The 17917-nt window shown below is 48.8% G+C and carries 15 protein-coding genes; 5 read left to right on the forward strand and 10 right to left on the reverse strand.

From position 1 onward, the window contains the following. Positions 1-226: 226 nt before the first annotated feature. From ilvA to Q0274_RS03590, 7 genes are all read right to left on the reverse strand, one after another. On the reverse strand, positions 227-1438 hold the full coding sequence (gene ilvA, locus Q0274_RS03560) for a threonine ammonia-lyase (RefSeq protein WP_298027737.1): 1212 nt from the start codon (positions 1436-1438) through the stop codon (positions 227-229). Positions 1439-1532: 94 nt separating this feature from the next. Beyond that, positions 1533-1673: a hypothetical protein gene (locus Q0274_RS03565; RefSeq protein ID WP_298027739.1), complete on the reverse strand. Its 141-nt coding sequence runs from the start codon at positions 1671-1673 to the stop codon at positions 1533-1535. Further along, the gene (locus tag Q0274_RS03570; RefSeq protein ID WP_298027741.1) at positions 1674-2957 is read right to left on the reverse strand and encodes a tRNA (uridine(54)-C5)-methyltransferase TrmA; all 1284 of its coding nucleotides are present in this window, start codon (positions 2955-2957) and stop codon (positions 1674-1676) included. After that, complete coding sequence (locus Q0274_RS03575; RefSeq protein ID WP_298027743.1) at positions 2954-4654, reverse strand: Na+/H+ antiporter NhaC family protein; 1701 nt, start codon at positions 4652-4654, stop codon at positions 2954-2956. The genes Q0274_RS03570 and Q0274_RS03575 overlap by 4 nt, the downstream gene beginning before the upstream one ends. Before the next feature lie 678 nt (positions 4655-5332). After that, positions 5333-6583 carry an ankyrin repeat domain-containing protein gene (locus Q0274_RS03580; protein WP_298027745.1) on the reverse strand — a complete coding sequence of 417 codons (1251 nt, stop codon included), beginning with the start codon at positions 6581-6583 and terminating at the stop codon, positions 5333-5335. A 462-nt stretch (positions 6584-7045) separates the two neighbouring features. Then, positions 7046-9223 carry a cation-translocating P-type ATPase gene (locus Q0274_RS03585; protein ID WP_298027747.1) on the reverse strand — a complete coding sequence of 726 codons (2178 nt, stop codon included), beginning with the start codon at positions 9221-9223 and terminating at the stop codon, positions 7046-7048. 3 nt (positions 9224-9226) lie between these two features. Next, positions 9227-9451, reverse strand: a complete 225-nt coding sequence (locus tag Q0274_RS03590; protein ID WP_297921553.1) for a heavy-metal-associated domain-containing protein — start codon at positions 9449-9451, stop codon at positions 9227-9229. Between the two features lie 132 nt (positions 9452-9583). On the opposite strand from Q0274_RS03590, the gene Q0274_RS03595 reads away from it, so the two are divergent. Genes Q0274_RS03595 through acpS form a run of 3 tightly spaced genes read left to right on the forward strand, consistent with a single transcriptional unit; the run spans position 9584 to position 11221 of the window. Further along, the gene (locus Q0274_RS03595; protein ID WP_177388917.1) at positions 9584-10318 is read left to right on the forward strand and encodes a YebC/PmpR family DNA-binding transcriptional regulator; all 735 of its coding nucleotides are present in this window, start codon (positions 9584-9586) and stop codon (positions 10316-10318) included. An 8-nt stretch (positions 10319-10326) separates the two neighbouring features. Next, the gene (locus Q0274_RS03600; protein ID WP_298027750.1) at positions 10327-10821 is read left to right on the forward strand and encodes a peptidylprolyl isomerase; all 495 of its coding nucleotides are present in this window, start codon (positions 10327-10329) and stop codon (positions 10819-10821) included. Positions 10822-10849: 28 nt separating this feature from the next. Then, entirely contained in the window at positions 10850-11221 is a 372-nt protein-coding gene (acpS, locus tag Q0274_RS03605; RefSeq protein ID WP_297880665.1) for a holo-ACP synthase, read from the forward strand. Between the two features lie 1150 nt (positions 11222-12371). Here the strand turns inward: acpS and Q0274_RS03610 are convergent. After that, positions 12372-13715, reverse strand: coding sequence for a class II 3-deoxy-7-phosphoheptulonate synthase (locus Q0274_RS03610; protein WP_298027752.1), 1344 nt, complete (start codon positions 13713-13715; stop codon positions 12372-12374). 104 nt (positions 13716-13819) lie between these two features. Here Q0274_RS03610 and rarD point away from each other — a divergent pair, with 104 nt between their 5' ends. Both rarD and Q0274_RS03620 read left to right on the forward strand, forming a co-directional pair. Then, positions 13820-14692 (forward strand): EamA family transporter RarD, encoded by an 873-nt coding sequence (gene rarD / locus Q0274_RS03615; protein ID WP_298027753.1) that lies wholly within the window; start codon positions 13820-13822, stop codon positions 14690-14692. Then, positions 14685-15095 (forward strand): hypothetical protein, encoded by a 411-nt coding sequence (locus Q0274_RS03620; protein WP_298027755.1) that lies wholly within the window; start codon positions 14685-14687, stop codon positions 15093-15095. The genes rarD and Q0274_RS03620 overlap by 8 nt, the downstream gene beginning before the upstream one ends. Before the next feature lie 733 nt (positions 15096-15828). Here Q0274_RS03620 and Q0274_RS03625 read toward each other — a convergent pair. Together Q0274_RS03625 and Q0274_RS03630 are read right to left on the reverse strand one after the other, a co-directional pair. Next, positions 15829-16317: an ankyrin repeat domain-containing protein gene (locus tag Q0274_RS03625; protein WP_298027757.1), complete on the reverse strand. Its 489-nt coding sequence runs from the start codon at positions 16315-16317 to the stop codon at positions 15829-15831. Further along, positions 16314-17750: a catalase gene (locus tag Q0274_RS03630; protein WP_298027758.1), complete on the reverse strand. Its 1437-nt coding sequence runs from the start codon at positions 17748-17750 to the stop codon at positions 16314-16316. The genes Q0274_RS03625 and Q0274_RS03630 overlap by 4 nt, the downstream gene beginning before the upstream one ends. Between the last annotated feature and the right edge of the window lie 167 nt (positions 17751-17917).

Below are 17917 nucleotides of genomic sequence, written 5' to 3' on the forward strand. Positions count from 1 at the left end.
GGGCTTGGGGCGGGAAGGGGAGCGACCTCGCAATTGGGGCCCCCTTCCCGCCCTAAGAGAAATACAATTTTAATACCAAATTTAAATAAAGACTTCACCGCTTTTAATTTATATGCAAATTTAAAATTTACCCGCTGCAAGCCGCAATCAGGATGCAAGCGAGTAAATTTTGCAATTTCAGGCAAATTCACGAGCGAAAATAAATTTTAAAAACTCCCGCGAAATTTCACAAAATCTCTCTAAAATCATACCCTGCGTTTTTGAGCGCCCAGGCGATGTCCTCTTGATGAGCCTTGCCTTTGGTCTCAAGAGTGATCGTGATCTGCGCATCGCCGTACTCGATATTGGTCGAGAAGCGGTCGTAGTCGATCTTGACGATGTTTGCGTTGGCGCGACGCAAAATTTCGGTAAGCCCGGTAAGCGCGCCCGGCTTATCGACGAGCGTGACATTGATCGTCATCTTGCGGTGCGATTTGATAAGGCCTTTCTCGATGATGATGTTTAGCATCTGCACGTCGATGTTGCCGCCGCTTAGGATGATGCCGATCTTTGCACCCGCGGGGAATTGGAATTTCGCGTTCATCAACGCCGCTACGCCCGCCGCGCCCGCGCCCTCGACGATGATTTTTTGCTGCTCGAGCAGATAGAGTATCGCGCTTGCGATCTCCTCGTCATCGACCTGCACGAACTCATCGACGCACTCAATGATCGTAGAAAGCGTGATCTCGCTAGTATCCCGCACCGCGATGCCATCGGCGATGGTGCGGACAGATTTGGAATTTAGCGGCTTTTTCGCGACGAAGCTATCGTGCATCGCGGGCGCGCCCTTGGCGGCTACGGCGATGATTTTGATGTCGGGGTTGATCTGCTTGGCGCAGCTGCAAACCCCCGTCGCAAGCCCGCCGCCGCCAACCGGAACGACGATGTATTCAAGATCTGCGACCTCCTCGATCATCTCAAGCGCGATCGTGCCTTGGCCCGCTTGGACGAACTCGTCGTTGAATGGATGCACGAACGTTAGATTATGCTCTTTGGCATATTCCAGCGCAAACGCATACGCCTCGTCGAAATTATCGCCCTTTAGGATGATCTCTGCGCCCAGAGCCTTCGTGCCGCTTACCTTAAGTAACGGCGTGGCCTCAGGCATTACGATCACAGCATGCACGCCGAATTTTTGCGCGCTCATCGCTACGCCCTGAGCGTGGTTGCCCGCACTTGCGGCTATTACTCCATGTGCCCGCTCCTCGTCCGTCAGATGCGCGATTTTATTGTAAGCGCCACGAATCTTATACGCGCCGGTGCGCTGTAAATTCTCGCTTTTGAGATACACTTCCGCGCCGTAAAGCTTGCTGAGCTTCGGTGCCAGAGCAAAGGGCGTTTTATAGACGAAATCGTTTATCGTGCGCTTTGCTTGGATGATTTTATTTAGATCAACCATCTACTTCCTTTCGTAATTTTAAATTTTGTTATTATACATATTTTAGGCGAAATTTTATCTCTCAGCCGGTCGAAATTTTTAAAAATCGCAGCACTTAAAACGGCGTCTTACCGCGGGTTTGCTCGCTTTTGCCGATAAGCGATGTTTCGGATAAAATCTCAGCCGCTAGGCTCCTAACATACGAGGCGCAGCTCAAACTCTCGCCGCAAATGCGCGACTTCGGTTTCAAGCTCATCTAGCTCCTGCGCTTTAGCAGCACGCCGCATTCGATATGCGCCGTATGCGCGAACTGATCGAAGATCGCAAACCTGCGCACCTCGTGCGTAGTGCAAAGCGAGCGTAAATTTTCAAAAAGCGTCTGCGGATTACAGGAGATGTAGATCAAATTTTGAAAATTTTTTATGAAATCAATCACGCTAGGCTCCAGCCCCGCGCGCGGCGGATCGATCAAGACGTGCGAAAAATCGTAGCTGAAAATATCGATCCCCTTTAACCGCTCAAACTCGCGTCTACGCGCAAACGCGCTCATAAGCTCATCCGCGCTAAGACGGACGAATTGCGCGTTGCAAACGCCGTTGAGCTCGCAGTTTATGCGCGCATTCGCGATCGAGCTTTTTGAAATTTCGCTCGCCAGCACGCGGTTAAATTTAGCCGCAAGCGGGATAGTGAAGTTGCCGTGCCCGCAGTACAGCTCCAACAGATCGCGCGCGGCGGAGCTTTCCGGGCGCACGGAATGTTTTTCGCAGCTCGAATTTTGCGGGGCGGACTGCTCGCAGCCGTAATTTTGCGCAGCGGAATTTTGAGAGGCAAAATTTTTTTCAGTAAAATTCTTTGCGGCGGAATTCTGCGCGGCGCACACCTTGCTCGTGCCCTCTTTGCCGAAGTCCACGCAGCTTCTCGCCCAGGCGATCATCTTTTCGTTCACGCTGCGGTTTGGCTGGATGAAGGCGTTTTCGCCGAAGCGAAATTTATAAACTCGCCCGTCCACGTAAAGCTCGTCCGTGAGGCTTAGCTCGCCGCTTAGAAGCTTTTGTCCGCGCGCGCGAGCCATAACCCTAATGCCAAGCTTGTCCGCCAGCTCGCAAATCGCCTCCTGCTCGCGCTCGCCTAGGCGCTTGTGATAAAGCAGCGTCGCCAAAATCCCGCTAGCGCACGAGATAAACTCGACGCCGAAGAGCTTCTCTTTTAAAGCTTCGCTCCGCCTAAGCGCCTCTAACAGCTGCGGCATTAAATTTGCGATAGGAAGCGCTACTTTGGGGCATTCGTTAATTAAAATTTTCTTGCTACGTGCGCCGCCCATCGTGTAAGCAAGATCAAATGCGCTATGCCAAATATCGTGCCAGATGCCAAATTCCGCCTTAATGCGGTAATTTTGTGGGCTTGATGCAAAAAACTCAAACTCGCCGTCAAAGAATTCTCTAAATTTATCGGCGATCAGCTGCTTTTTGTATAAAATTTGATCCTCATAAGACCCGCCGAGCGTACAGCTGCCGCAGCTACCGAAGCTTTCGCAATTCATACATCCACTCTTTTACCCACCACGCGCAGTAAAAGAATGATAGCCGCGATACCCAAAATCAGACATCCCCACACGCTAAGCCCAAAGCCCGCAGGTAGGTAGCCGCAAACGATACTGATGCCGCAAACGACCAGCGCATAGGTCATCTGCGTGCTTACGTGCTCGATGTGATCACAGCCCGCGCCCATCGATGAAAGAATCGTCGTATCCGAAATCGGCGAGCAGTGATCGCCGAATATCGCCCCCGTAAGCACCGCGCTTACGTTTACGCACATAAAAACGTGAAATTCCTCGCCGCTAAGTCCGTATTTTTGCCCCACGGCGTGCGCAAGAGGCACGGCTAAAGGCGTGACGATACCCATAGTACCGAAGCTTGTGCCTGTTGAAAATGAGATAAACGAGCTAAGCACGAAGATCACTATCGCAAGAGCAAAGCGCGGCGTAGCGTCGCTTAGAAGCTCGACTAGGTAGCGCGAAGTGCCAAGCTCTTTGATAACCGAGCTTAGCGACCACGCAAAAAGCAGGATTATGACGGTATTTAGCATGCTTTTCCAGCCGCCAACCCAGACCTCGATCGCCTCTTTGACGCCGTAAATTTTTTGCGCGATGCCTAAAACGACGGCGATGATCGATGAAAAGAGCGCGGATTGAAACAGCACTACCGAGGCGTCCGCCGCGCTAAATGCAGTACGGATCGAAGTAAAGCTAAGAGGAGCTGCCTTGACCGCCTCCAAAGCCTCACCCTCCAGCGAGCTGTAGCCGTTAAAATAAAACCCGATGACGGAAAGGACGATCATCGCTCCTAGCGGGATTATCGCGTTTAGCTTGCGAAGTGCGACGCCCTCTTTGGGTACGAAAATTTGATCCTCTAAATTTTTGATTTTAAAATCCGCAGCTCCGCTCTTGCCGCCGCGAGATGCGATCTCTGCGCGATACATAGAGCCAAACTCCCTACTCATCACGGCAGTAGCGACTACGAAAAAGATCATGAAAATATTATAAAATCTATACGGGATCGTCTCAACAAAGACGGTAAAGGCGTTTATGTTTTCTATGCCGATCTGCGAGTAGGCCTCTTTGATCGCCGAAATTTCGACTCCGACCCACGTAGAGATCACCGCGATGCCGGTAATCGGCGCTGCGGTCGCGTCTATGATGAAAGCAAATTTCGCGCGCGAAATTTTAAATTTATCCATCAGAGGCCGCATGATAGGACCCACGATCAGCGCATTTGCGTAATCGTCAAAAAATATCACGATACCCATCAGCCAAGTATAAATTTGACCTAAAACGGGAGTGTCTGCATGCTTGCTAAGCCAGAGCGCAAGCGCCTTCGTGCCACCGCTTTTGGTCACCAGAGCGATGAGCCCGCCGATACACATAACCTGAAGCAAAATGCCCGCATTCCACGTATCAGCCATCGATTTTACCATGCGCGAACACAGATCGGTAAAAGCGAAAAGCGCCGAAGCTGCGATATTTTGATCGACCATACCGATGAGAAAGGTTCCGCTTAGCACGCCTAAAAATAGCGACAAAATCACGTCCTTGGTGATAAAAGCAAGCACGATCGCCGCGACCGGCGGGATAAGCGTCAGCACGCCGTAAAGCTCGCTGTTTCGCACGGCGGGCTCCACGTCCGCAAGCGCCAGCGCGGGCAAAAAAATCGCCGTAAAGATAAGCAAATTTTTCAACATTTTAATCCTTGATGATTGATAAAATTTTAAAATTTAACCTCCGATCGGGGGTTAAATTTTAAAATTCTGCGCACTTTGCAGCAAATTCGTATTCACGCGCTTTCTTTTACGGCGATTTTTAAGCGCCTTAATCGCACAGCAAGCTCTGCTATTTTGCTGCGTTTGCAATTTTGCGAATGCATTTTTAAGCAATTTGTCGCGCAATAAAATCTCTCCGGTGCAAAATACCGCGCACGGCGTAATCAAAAGCGTTTTATAAGCGCATTTAAATTCTACTTAACATAGCAAAAGCCCCAAGTCAAGGTAAAATCCGCAATGTTGCAGTGCTTGCTTTGTCGCAAAAGCGATAAGTTTATCGCACAAAATTTGACAAAATCCCGCTCTTGATCGCAAACCAAAATCCCTAGACAAAAATTTTATCTCGCATAAATTGCACAAATCACCGTTTTTCAAGCCTACCTGCACGTTTATAAAATTTCAGTGCATGCAACCTGCGCAAGCAAAGCGATAAAATTTTAAAGCGTTAAATTCTACCAACTCGCACTCGAAAAATCCGCTAAATTTATAGAATTTACAAAGCGGCAAAACTCTAAATTTAAAGCTCATAAGGCTTTTGCAAACCCAAAATGCTGCAAACCTAAAACGACGAAGCGGTAAACGACCCTTTAAATAAGCCTGCTAATTCTCACGCTCAGGCGCATCTTGCGGATCGCTCGTAAAATCATCGCTTGCTTGCGTAGGACTTAGTCCAAGCGAGCGCAAATAGCTCTGCGTAGCTACTTCGCCACCCGCAAGCGCGTAGTCTAGCGCATTTAGCCCTGCCTCATCGACTGCTTTTTCGTTTGCGCCCGATTTTACGAGCAATTCAACGATCTGCTTGGTACTTTTTTGCGCCGCAAACATCAGCAGCGTCTTGCCCGCGCCCGAACGTTCACAGCCGTCGCTACGCTCGCCTAGCGATGCCAGGGCCTGAGCCTCGGCGCTGCCGATCTGGCGGACATTTACGCTGGCATGCGAGTAGATCAGCAACTTTACGAGCTCATAATTTTTTGCTGCGGCGGCGAAAAATATCGGAGTTTGCCCGAGCGAGTTTTTATAGCCAACCAAGGCACCTTTAGAGATCATAAATTTAGCGCTTTGAACGTTATTCATCGCGTAAAATAGCGAGTTTTCCTCGCCCGCATTTACCTGCGCGCCTCGCTCGATCAAAGCGCCGCTAAAGCGCTCGTCATATCCTAGCAAAAGTGCTAGATCCAGGGCATTATCAAGCTCGTAAATAGCAAAATCCTTGCTAAAAAGTAGCGTACGAAACTCATCCGCACCTACTCCGCCTTTTAGCGCCAGCTCAAGCTCACCGTAATCTCCCGCCTTGCGATCTTTCGCGGCGTATGCGATAAATTCCGCTATCACGGCGCTTGCCAGCTCATCGGCGTCGTTTTTGTTGAATTTAGCGGCGAAATAATCTCTTAGCGCCTCCCTGGCTGCCGGGATCTCGCCCATAAAATTGCCATAAGCGATGAAATTTCCAATCTTGCGCTCGGAGTAAAATTCTAAGGCTTCAAGCGATTTTTCGCTAATTTGCGCGTAGTTTTTCTCTTTAGCATAGCTCAAAAAGCCCTCGCCATCCATCCCCGCAAATGCCAAGGTTCGCTCAAGCCTTTTTTCGTTCAGTAAGGCTTCGTTACCGACACAATCGATATTTTCGTCCCTGATCTCAGAAGCCGCTCTTTTTAAATTTTGCAAAAATTCCGCGCCAACTAGCGAGCCTTTACAGCCAAAATCGCTTTGCAGCAGCTCTTCGTCCGCAGGCTCTTTGCTAAAAAAGCCGCGCGGATCGCTTAGTATCTGCTCGCAAGAAGCGCCAAAAAGCGTGCCGCAAAAAACAAACGAACCCATTAGAATTTTTCGCATCGCTACCTCGAATTGCATTTGAAGCGTTATTTTACCTTTAAATTTATTTATTAAAACTTAGTGCGGGCGGTGGAATTCTACGGAATTCCTTTCAACCTTATAAAATTTTGCGGAATTTTTAAAATTTTACGGCGCGGCGGCGTGATGGCGTTAAACGACGGCTAGGCAGAGGCACAGCGATGGACGGCGTTATATAACGGCACAGCGACCGGTAGGCTAAAATTTTAAAATTTACGCGCAAGGCTAGCGGTAAAATAAATTTTGCAAGCTGTACAAATCTAGCGGAATTCCGCGCTAGGTTTATCGTGAAATAAAATTTTTCAAGTGGAGCCCGTTCCGTGGAATTCTACACGCATTAGTAGCCAGATAGAATTTGCGAGGTATAATTCCTCGCAGAATGAAAGAATTTTGCGCGTTTTGCGCGGAGTAAATTAAAATTTCGCCGCACAAAATTCCACGCCTAGCGTAAATTCCGCCGCGTTAAAATTTAGCGAATTTCAATCTGATAGAATTTAGCACGACCGTCACGGAGCTAAAGCACATCGCTGCAGCGCCGTACATCGGCTTTAAAAGCACGCCAAGCGCCGGATATAGCGCGCCTGCTGCGATCGGGATACATACGGCGTTGTAAAACAGCGCCCAGAAGAGGTTTTGCTTGATCGTCCGCATGGCGGCACCCGATAAGCGAAATAGATATAGCACGCTTGCAAGGTCGTTTTTTATAAAAATCACGTCGCCCGCGCCCTTGGCTACGTCGCTGCCGCCGTTCATTGCGACGCCGATACTAGCGGCTTTTAAGCTCGGTGCGTCATTGACGCCGTCGCCCACGAAAAGCACCCGCTTGCCCTCATCCGTCAGGGATTTGATGAACTCATATTTGCCGCTTGGAAGCACTCCGCTTCTTACCTCGTCGATGCTAAGGCTGCGAGCGACAAAATTTGCCGTTTTGGCGTTATCGCCCGTTAGCATGACGGTTTTTACGCCTCTGTTTTGTAGCGTCTGAATGACGCCGCGCGCTTCGGCTCTGATCTCGTCGCTAAATGCGATGAAGCCTGCGTAAGAGCCGCCTATCGCGCAGTAAACGACGCCGAAGCCCTTGTCTAAAAGCTCCTCCGCTTCTACTTCGACGCCCGCATCTACGCCGCGCTCGCGCAGAAAGCCCGCGCTTCCGCAAAGGATTTCGCCGGTTGGATTTTTAGCGACGATCCCCTTGCCCGCGATGCTTTCGAACTCGCCGTTAAGCTTAGAAATTTCGCCGAATTTCAGCTCGGCAAATTTTACGATCGCCTTTGAGATCGGATGCTCGCTAAGCTTTTGCGCGCTTGCCAGAGCGTAGAGATCTTGGGCGCTCAGATCGCTGAAGCTTACCGAAATTTCGCCCTTGCTAAGCGTGCCGGTTTTATCAAAAACCGCGACGTCTGCGTCCTTTAAAATTTCTAAAATTTCTGGATTTTTGATTAAAATTCCAGCCTTTGCGGCGTTTGAGATTGCGCAAACGATCGCAATCGGCGTCGCAAGCCCTAGCGCGCACGGGCAAGAGATGATAAGCACGCAGATAGCGGCGGATGCGGCGTATGAGAGCCGCCCGTCAAGCGCCATCCACGCTATAAAGCTAGCAAGCGCGATCAAAATCACCGCGGGCACGAAGATATTTGAAATTTTATCGGCAAAGCGCGCGATCGGCATCTTTTTGTTGCCCGCCTCGTTCAGCAAATTTTTAATCTCGGCAAGCAGCGTCTGATGCGAAAATTTCGTCACTTTCACGTAGATGACGCCGTCCGTGCTGACGCAGCCTGCGTTTACCTCATCGCCTACGCTTTTATAAACCGCCAAGCTCTCGCCGCTGATCAGCGAAGCGTCAATCTGCGCGCCGCCTTCTACGATAAGCCCGTCGCAAGGGATGCGCGAGCCGTTTTTTACGAGCACCTTGTCGCCGGGCTTTAGCGCTTCTGCGCGCACTTCGGCTATCGTGCCGTCGTCTTTGATCAAAAGCGCGGTTTTAGGGCTTAGATCGATTAACCCCTTGATGTAGTCGTTCGCCTTCATCTTGCTGCGCTCTTCAAGGTATTTGCCGAGCGAAATAAAGGCGATTATCATCGAGGCGGACGAGAAATAAAGATTGGTAAATTCATTCTGCGCGCCGTGCGTATAGACCCACACCGCGGCCGTTAGCGAATAGGCAAACGCAAAAAAGCTTCCCATCGCCACGAGCACGTTCATATCGAAGCTTCTGTTTTTCAGCGAACCGTAAGCGTGATAAAAGAAGTTCTTGCCGCAGTAAAACAGGCTCACACACGCCATCGCCGCGCAAAGTAGCGCCTTTGGAACGAAGCTTAAAAACCCGCTCATCTCCACCGCCATTACCGCCGCGGCTAAAATGAGAGCGAGGATTAGCCTAAATAGCGCCGCTTTGAGGTTGCGCCGCTTTTTGCGCTCCAAATCCTCGTAATCTACGGCGATGTCGTAGCCTAGCTTTTTGATCTTGGCTTTTAGCGTCTCCTCAAGCGCTGGATCAGCAAGTACGAACTCGCCGCTGCCGTTTGCGAAATTTACGTGCGCCTCCTGTACCCCCTCGATCTTGCGACTTACCCGCTCGATCGCGTTAGAGCAGTTTACGCAGCTCATCCCGACGATATTTAGAGTGATTTTGCTTGACATCCGTTAGTTTTCGCAGGCTAGCTTTTCTGCGACGCTAAAGCCCAAATCGTCCATCTCCTCTTTAAATTTAGCCTCGTCGCGCGGATCTAAGCTTAAACTCACCACTCCGCTTGCCACGTCCACCTCGATCTCGCCGAAATCGTCCTTAAGCGCGTTTTTGATCGTCCTCGCGCAGTTTTCGCAGTGTATATTTTGCGCCTTAAATTTTACGCTTTGTTTCAAAGCCATGAGCCTCTCCTTTGGATTAAAATTTCAAAACTTATACTACTTTTTAATAAATTTTATTTCAACGCCCGCTCCTGAAATTTAAGGGTTTTTCGTTATAATCACCCGTTTTTAATTTAAGCTTTAAGGAATTTTATGGGACGAGCTTTTGAATACAGACGCGCTTCAAAAGAAGCTAGATGGGGGAAGATGAGCAAACTTTTCCCAAAACTGGGCAAGGCCATAACGATGGCTGCGAAAGAGGGCGGCGAAGATCCGCTGATGAACTCCAAGCTGCGCGCCGCGATCGCCACGGCAAAGGCGCAAAATATGCCCAAAGACAACATCGATGCGGCTATCAAGCGCGCTAGCGGCAAGGATAGCGCCGATATCAAAACGATCTTTTACGACGGCAAGGCGCCGCACGGCGCGCTTTTAATAATCGAATGCGCCACCGATAACCCGACCCGCACCGTCGCGAACGTTAAGTCGATTTTAAACAAAGCTAAGGGCGAGTTTTTGCCGAGCGGCAGTTTGAAATTTATGTTTTCGCACAAGGCCGTTTTTGAGACTAAGCTACCGAGCCGCGACATCGAGGAGCTGGAGCTTGAGCTCATCGACTTCGGTCTTAGCGAGCTTGAGATCAACGAGTTTGAAAACGATAAGGGCGAGCTCGAAAAGACGCTTCTAATCTACGGCGAATACGAGAGCTTCGGCACTCTAAACGAGGGGATCGAAAAGATAGGGCTTGAGATCATCAGCGCAAGCTTAAAATTCGTCGCCAACGAAAAGCACGAATTTAGCGAGGAGCAGCTGGGCGACATAGACGCGCTGCTCGAGCGGCTAGAGGACGACGACGACGTGCAGGCAGTTTACACCAACATCGCATAGGAGAAAAAATGGAAAGCTTAAAAATTTACGACATCGACGCAGCGGCTTTGGCGCGCGATAAATACGCCGTGATAAAAACCGAAAAGGGCGATATGAAGCTGGAGCTTTTCGCAGGCGAAGCCCCGCAGGCGGTTACGAATTTCGCTAGCCTTGCTCGCAGCGGATTTTACAAGGGGCTAAATTTTCACCGCGTAATTCCAAATTTCGTAATCCAAGGCGGCTGCCCGCGCGGCACCGGCACGGGAGGTCCCGGCTGGCGCATAAAGTGCGAATGCGACCGCCAAAAGCACAAGCACGTGCGCGGCGCACTTTCGATGGCGCACGCGGGGCGCGATACGGGCGGGAGTCAGTTTTTCGTCTGCCACAGCGCGCAGCCGCACCTAGACGGCGTGCACACGGTGTTTGGACAAATCGTGGATCAGCCTAGCCTGGCGGTTTTGGACGCGATCAGACAGGGCGATAAGATCATCGACATCGAGATTAAAGAGAGCCTGCAATCGTGATTAAATTTAAACCGCGGGGCGCCAGACCGTGATAAAGATCGGCACGGACATAACCGCGGTGCGCAGGATCGCGGCGCTGCGCGCAAAATACGGAGCGAAATTTCTAAAGCGTATTTTGAAAAAATCCGAACGCTCCTCCGCGCTGCGCGACGAAAGTATCGCGGGCATCTATGCCGCCAAAGAGGCGCTTAGCAAGGCGCTAGGCACTGGCATCGGCGCGGAATTCGGCTTTAAAGACGCTAAAATTTACAAAGACGCCCTGGGCGCACCGCATTTAAAAATCCGTAAAAAAATCCGTAAAAAATTTCATATCAAATCCGCAAGCCTTAGCATCACGCACGACGCAAACGTCGCAATCGCCGTAGTCGCACTAAAACTCAATAAACCGCGCTCAAAGTAACGAAGCGAAGCAGCGCACGGCAGCAAGAACTCCGCGTAAATTCTGTATAAATTTTGCACGACGAAATTTATGAGGTTAGGCGCAGATTATGTAGAGTAGTATTTCGCGGCGCAGTACACGATACGGCAGCAAACTTTGCCTATCTCAAATTTTATATTTGCCGACTTAAAATTCTACATTCATGGATGAAATTTTAGAGCACAAAATTTACCGTAACGAAATTTTGAAATTTCATTGCGCCGCAGAATTTTGCTTTAAATTTAAGACATGGAATTTTATAGCGGTGAGGCGGCATAAACTCAAAAGGTAAAATTTCAGCCTGGAATTTAACGGCAGGAGCGTAGATTTTCTATTAAAATTTCACGGCGAAATCGTGCTCTGAAATTTTAAACGGATGCAAAGTCTGTTCCGCTTAATCTATCGCATCATCAGGGATTAAACGAAAGTTTGTGGGTGACGAACACGCGCTGCGGCGGCGTGTGTTTATCGCACCAATCTCAAGCAAGAAGCTTTTGTGCCGTATCTATGCCAAATAAATACCGCGATAACGCAGCTACGATCTTCACGCTATGCGCAAAAAGACGGGGCTTGTGTCGCTATATTTACCGCTCAGTCTTCCGCTAGCTTGAGCACACACAGATAAGCGGCGCGCCCACAGCAGCGAGCGATCAAAATTTACACGGCGAAATTTAAAGATGAAATTCCGCGGGTTGTAAATTTAGCGCTAAATTTTTAAAATTTCACGGCGGCGCAAATTTTAAAATTCTATGCAGAGCGTATTTAAAATTTTAAGCCGCGAGCTCACGGGGCTAAATTTAGCCGCCAAGAAGTTTGCAAGTCTCTGCAAAAAGAAATTTTATCAGGGCGCGACGCCGCAAAAATTTTCAATTGCTCGTATTTGGGCGGCGGGCTTATGCGGCTTACGTTTTAGCGCGAAGTATAAATTTTAATTGTATATATTTTGATCGCTGCGAGACTGCGCCCAAAGCCGCTCTATATTTAGAGTTACATAAATTTAAATCACCCGCGCCAAGCTACGATTAAATTTAGAACGTAAAGCGTGGTCGCAGCGTCGGCTTACGTCAAAACGCCTAAAACTACGACTAAAATTCCAAGCCGCGACCGAATCTTACGCGCAACAAAAGGCGGGCTACTCCGCCTTTTTTAGATTATCGGCGAGCAAAAACGCAAGCTCTAGCGCCTGATCTGCGTTTAGGCGCGGATCGCACTGCGTTTCGTAGCGCTGTTTTAGCGTCTCTTGCGTCACGTTAAACGAGCCACCCGTGCACTCGGTGACGTTTTGACCGGTCATCTCAAGATGGATACCGCCCGCATGCGTGCCCTCCGCGGCGTGGATCTCAAAAAAGCTCTGAACCTCACTTAAAATTTTAGAAAATTCGCGCGTTTTGTAGCCGTTCGCGGCCTTGACGGTGTTGCCGTGCATCGGATCGATGCTGTATAGGATCGCCCTGCCCTCGCGCTTTAGCTCGCGTAAAATTTGCGGCAGCCGCGCGCCGATCTTATCCGCGCCCATGCGGATGATGACGTTTAGCCTGCCTGCTTCGTTTTGCGGATTGAGCTTGTCGCAAAGGCGCAAAATTTCATCCGCAGTGCCGCTAGGGCCGATCTTGACGCCGAGAGGGTTTTTGATACCGCTTAAAAAATGCACGTGCGCATCGTCCGCGCCGCGCGTGCGCTCGCCGATCCAAAGCATGTGCGCCGAGCAATCGTACCAATCGCCGCTGGTGCTGTCGATGCGCGTCAGACACTCCTCATAGTGCAGCAGCAGCGCCTCGTGCGAGGTGTAAAGCACCGTCTCGGCAAGGCTCGGAGAATTCGCGGCGCTCAGTCCGCATGCCTCCATAAATTTAAGCGTGCGCGAAATTTCATCGCTCAGCTCGTTAAATTTAGCCTCCAGCTCGCCCTTTTTCAAAAAGCCCAAATTCCACTTATGCACCTCGTGCAGGTTCGCAAGACCGCCGCGAGAAAAGGCGCGGAGCAGATTCAGCGTCGAAGCGCTTTGATGATACGCCTCGATCATGCGCGCAGGATCCGGCTTGCGCGCCGCTTCGCTAAACTCAAATCCGTTGATTATGTCGCCGCGGTAGCTAGGCAAGCTCACGCCGCCAACCTCTTCGAAGTCGCTGCTGCGTGGCTTTGCGAACTGCCCTGCGATACGACCTACCTTCACGACGGGGCGACCCGCTGCAAAGGTAAGAATGATCGCCATCTGAAGCATTACCTTAAACATATCGCGGATATTATTCGCGCTAAAATCATTAAAACTCTCCGCGCAATCGCCGCCTTGAAGCAAAAACGATTTGCCCTCGCTGGCGCGCGCGAGCTCGGCTTTTAGGTTGCGAACCTCGCCCGCAAAAATTAACGGCGGCAGCTTGTAAAGGCGCTCTTTAGCGACCTGCACCGCACTTTCATCCTGATAAATCGGCTGCTGTAAAATTTTATAATCTTTCCACGACGTCCTACTCCAACTCATATCCACTCCTTAAATTTCCTAAATCTTGCGATTATACCCAAATAAGCTTTTATTAACCCAAAAAATCTTAAAATAGCGCCTTTAGGCAATTTGGAAGGAATTTTATGGAAGAAAACCGCACTAAAGGGCTAATGCTTGCATTTGCGACCTTTTTTATGTGGGGCGTTTTCCCGATATTTTTCAAGCTCATAAAGGACGTGGACGCGGTGCAAATTTTAGCGCATCGCGTCGTTTGGTCCTTCGCGCTGCTGCTTGTTTTTCTCTGCTTTACGCACCGTTTAAAAAACGTCGCGCGGCTTCTTAGCACCCCTAAAATCGCTCTCACGCTGCTTTGTACGGGACTACTTATCAGCACAAACTGGGGTATTTATATCTACGCGGTAAATTCCGATCAAATTTTAGCCACGAGTCTCGGATATTTCATAAATCCTCTATTTTCGGTGCTTTTGGGCGCTTTGTTTCTACGCGAGCGGCTAAGTACGGCGGCCAAGCTTTCCCTGCTGCTAGCCTTTGCAGCGATCGGCGTGCAAATTTACGCGCTAGGCAGGCTGCCGATAATCTCGCTCGTGCTGCCGCTTAGCTTTGCATTTTACGGCCTCATTCGCAAAAAAGTAAGCGTGCCTAGCTTTGAGGGGCTGTTTTGCGAGACGACGCTGATGCTGCTGCCTGCGCTTGCGTTTCTGATCTACTGCGCGCTGAAAGGAAGCGGCGCCTTCGGCTTTAACGTAAGCGGCGCGCTGCTGTTTGCAAGCGGACTGATTACGATTTTGCCGCTGCTTACCTTCGCTGTAAGCACGCAGTATCTGCCGCTATCTACGATCGGCTTTATGCAATACATCAGCCCCAGCATGAGTATGCTAATCGCGGTATTTATCTACGGCGAGGAGCTTGAGACTTACAAAATTTTAAGCTTTTCGCTAATTTGGTTCGGGCTCGCGGTCGTGGGCCTGGACGGCTTAAGGAGAAAAAATGGCTAATTTCGCTTTGATGTTCGCAGTTGCCCTTGCGGTGGGTGCGCTCGTGTATTTTCAGGTCCAAAAAGCTTCCGCTCGTGCAGACGCCGCAGACCCAGAGCTTAGCTCGCAAAGGTATGTGAAATTTTGCGATATTTTAGAGGACAAACTGCGAGCTCTTGAGCGGCTAGAGCTGCGCGATGAGGGGGCTCGCGAGAGCTATCTAGGCGAGCTTGAGGCCCTTAGTAAGGAGTTAGTTTATATCAAAACGATGCATCAAAGCAACCTAAACCCCGCCGTGTGGGAGGGCAAGCTATTTGAGTTTCTCAATAAAACGGACGCGCTTATCGAAAAATACGCCGCGGGCGCAGAACGCTCGCTGCAAGACTGGCGCAAGCAGCTGGAGATGGAATTTAAGAGCTTATAGTCGCGATCCTTAAGATATCAAAATTAGGCTACATATAATAATCGGCTCGGCATAAAAGGCTTAATCGATGAACCTAAAATGGTAAAATTTAGCCGCAGTACTAAGCCAAATACAGCTACAAGACAAGCTCGATCCAAAAATCAATAAAATTCCAAGCGCGCTGAAAAATCTTAAAAATTTACAAACTCTGCAAAAATTCAAAGGAAAATTTATAGTCTTGCCACAAGGATCACAATAAATCATACCAAATTTCATCGTAAAAATTGAGTCCACGCGCGAAGCCAACAAGACCTGCTAAATTCATACAAAATGGGAGGCGCAGCAAAGCAGATGGAGGGAAAAATGCAAATTAGACAGACGGCGTTAGCAAAATAACGCAGGCGCAACTAAACACCACTAAACTAGCGAAGCAGACGAATGAACAATATAAAATTCTATCTCCTAAGCCGGCAGAGAGTTAAATTATAGCCCAAAACCGCGCGCCGTTTATAGTCATAAAAGAGCGCGCCATATTAGATAAACGAAGAGGGCTTGTGTTATTGGCATATCGAAAAACGACACTATACCTGCGTACCAGATAAGCAAGGGAAGCTTAAAATTCTAAGGATTAGAAATGGTACGCCAAATTTCAAACTATCCTTGCATCTTTTTGGTAAAATCTCCGAAAGTTCGCCCTATGTGAGCCCTAAAATATGCCAAATTTTAAACCGCCAAATATCAAGGCATATCAAATTTAAACCGCTCTCGCGCTCTTTTTGGCGAAAATTCCTAAAAATTTAACCGCCAGTTTTTGTAGCAATCCCTGCTTTTTACGCTTGCTTAGTAAAAATTTTGCCGTTTCACTCCTACCAAACATCACGGCAAAGGCATATGGTGTCATACCAAGACCACTCGTAGCCTCTACGTCCGCGCCGGCGTCTACGAGAGCTTTGACTACCTCCAAATGCCCTTTAAAGGCCGCACCCGCGAGCGGAGTTTGCCCGCGGTCATTACGCTCATCGACTCTGGCGCCGTTTGAGAGCAGCATATTTACAGTCTTTAGCGCGTTATTGTAGCTAGCCAGCATTAAAAGCGTGTCGCCTTTGGCGGATTTTAAATTTACGCTAAGACCGGCTTTTATCATCTTTTCTAGCTCGTCAGCATCATCTCGCCTGGCAAAATCAAGCGCTATAGCGCAAAGCTCACCATATCTTTGCTCCTCGGCCTGCGTTAAGCTCGTCAATTTTTTGCTTTCAAAGCGGCTCTTACGCCATTTGCATAGTCAGCGGAAATTTTTTCAAAATGTCCTATCGCGCGCTCTTTTATCGCTTCGCTCACACCCTCCATGCTATCTGCGATATTGCTGAAAAGCTGCGATTTTTGTTCGTCGCTCATTAACTCAAAAAGCGCTCTAGGTTGCGAATAATAATCCTGATCCTCGACTCTGTGATCGTATCTTTGCATCGCGCCTTCTATGCTTATATCAGGCTCTAACAAAGCACGATCCTCTTTGGCACCGCCAAAGCTGTTAGGCTCATAGTAAGCCTTATCGTCAAGCTCGTACATTCCGTTATTCATCGCGCCGCCCACGACGTAAGTATTGACCTCGCTTACAGGACGATTAACATCTAGCTGCGCGTAGTGCGTGCCGATACGATATCTTTGAGCATCGGGGTAGCTGAATATCCTTGCTTGCAGCATCTTATCGGGACTAAAGCTGATACCAGGTACTATATTTGACGGGCTAAATGCGGCCTGCTCAACCTCATTGAAATAATTTTTCGGATTTTCGTTTAGCGTCATGACGCCCACGTCGATGAGCGGGAACTCCTTATGAGGCCAAGTTTTGGTTAGATCAAAGGGGTTAAATTTGACCTCTTTTGCCTGCTGTAGAGTCATTATTTGAATTTTAAAATCCCAGCTTGGAAAGTCGCCCTTTTCTATACTCTCAAAAAGGTCGCGTTGATTGCTCTCTCGATCTTTTGCAATGATCTGTGAGGCCTGAGCGTTGGTTAAATTTTTAATGCCTTGGCGAGTTTTGAAATGAAATTTAACCCAAAATCTTTCGTTTTTGTCATTTATAAGGTTATATGTATGACTACCAAATCCGTGCATATGACGGTAACTTGCCGGAATACCGCGGTCACTCATCAGGATAGTTACTTGATGCATACTCTCAGGGCTTAAGCTCCAAAAGTCCCATGCTGCCTCATTTGAACGGAGATGTGTGCGAGGATCACGCTTTTGCGTGTGGATAAAATCCGGGAATTTATACGGGTCTTTTACAAAAAAGACGGGAGTGTTGTTTCCGACCAAATCCCAGTTGCCCTCTTTGGTGTAAAATTTAATCGCAAAGCCCCTTACGTCGCGCTCAGCATCAGCTGCTCCAGCCTCACCGGCAACGGTAGAAAATCTCAAAAGCAGCCTTGTTTTCTCGCCTTTTTGCAATACTTTGGCTTTAGTATATCGTGAGATGTCGTGCGTAATCTCCAATGTTCCGTATGCGGCGCTACCTTTTGCATGAACGGCGCGCTCAGGGATACGCTCTCTGTTTTGATGGGCTAGTTTCTCAAGTAGCTGATAATCTTGCAACATTATACCGCCGCGGCTGCCTGCGGTAAGGGAGTTTTGGTTATCCGCGATAGGATTACCCGAAGTAGTGGTTAGTTTTTTCATATTTATTCCTTTCTAATAAAATTTGTTTGTAATTATACATATATAAATTAAAATATTCATTAAATAATAAAAATTATTGATAGAAGTTTAGGCTTAGAATTTGTAATATTTTAAAATTTTATATTTCTAGCCCATATTTAACATTATAAATTTCATAAATTATGAGA

Origin of the sequence: uncultured Campylobacter sp. (genome assembly GCF_937973075.1) — a bacterium.
In the GTDB taxonomy this organism is placed as follows: Bacteria; Campylobacterota; Campylobacteria; order Campylobacterales; family Campylobacteraceae; genus Campylobacter_B.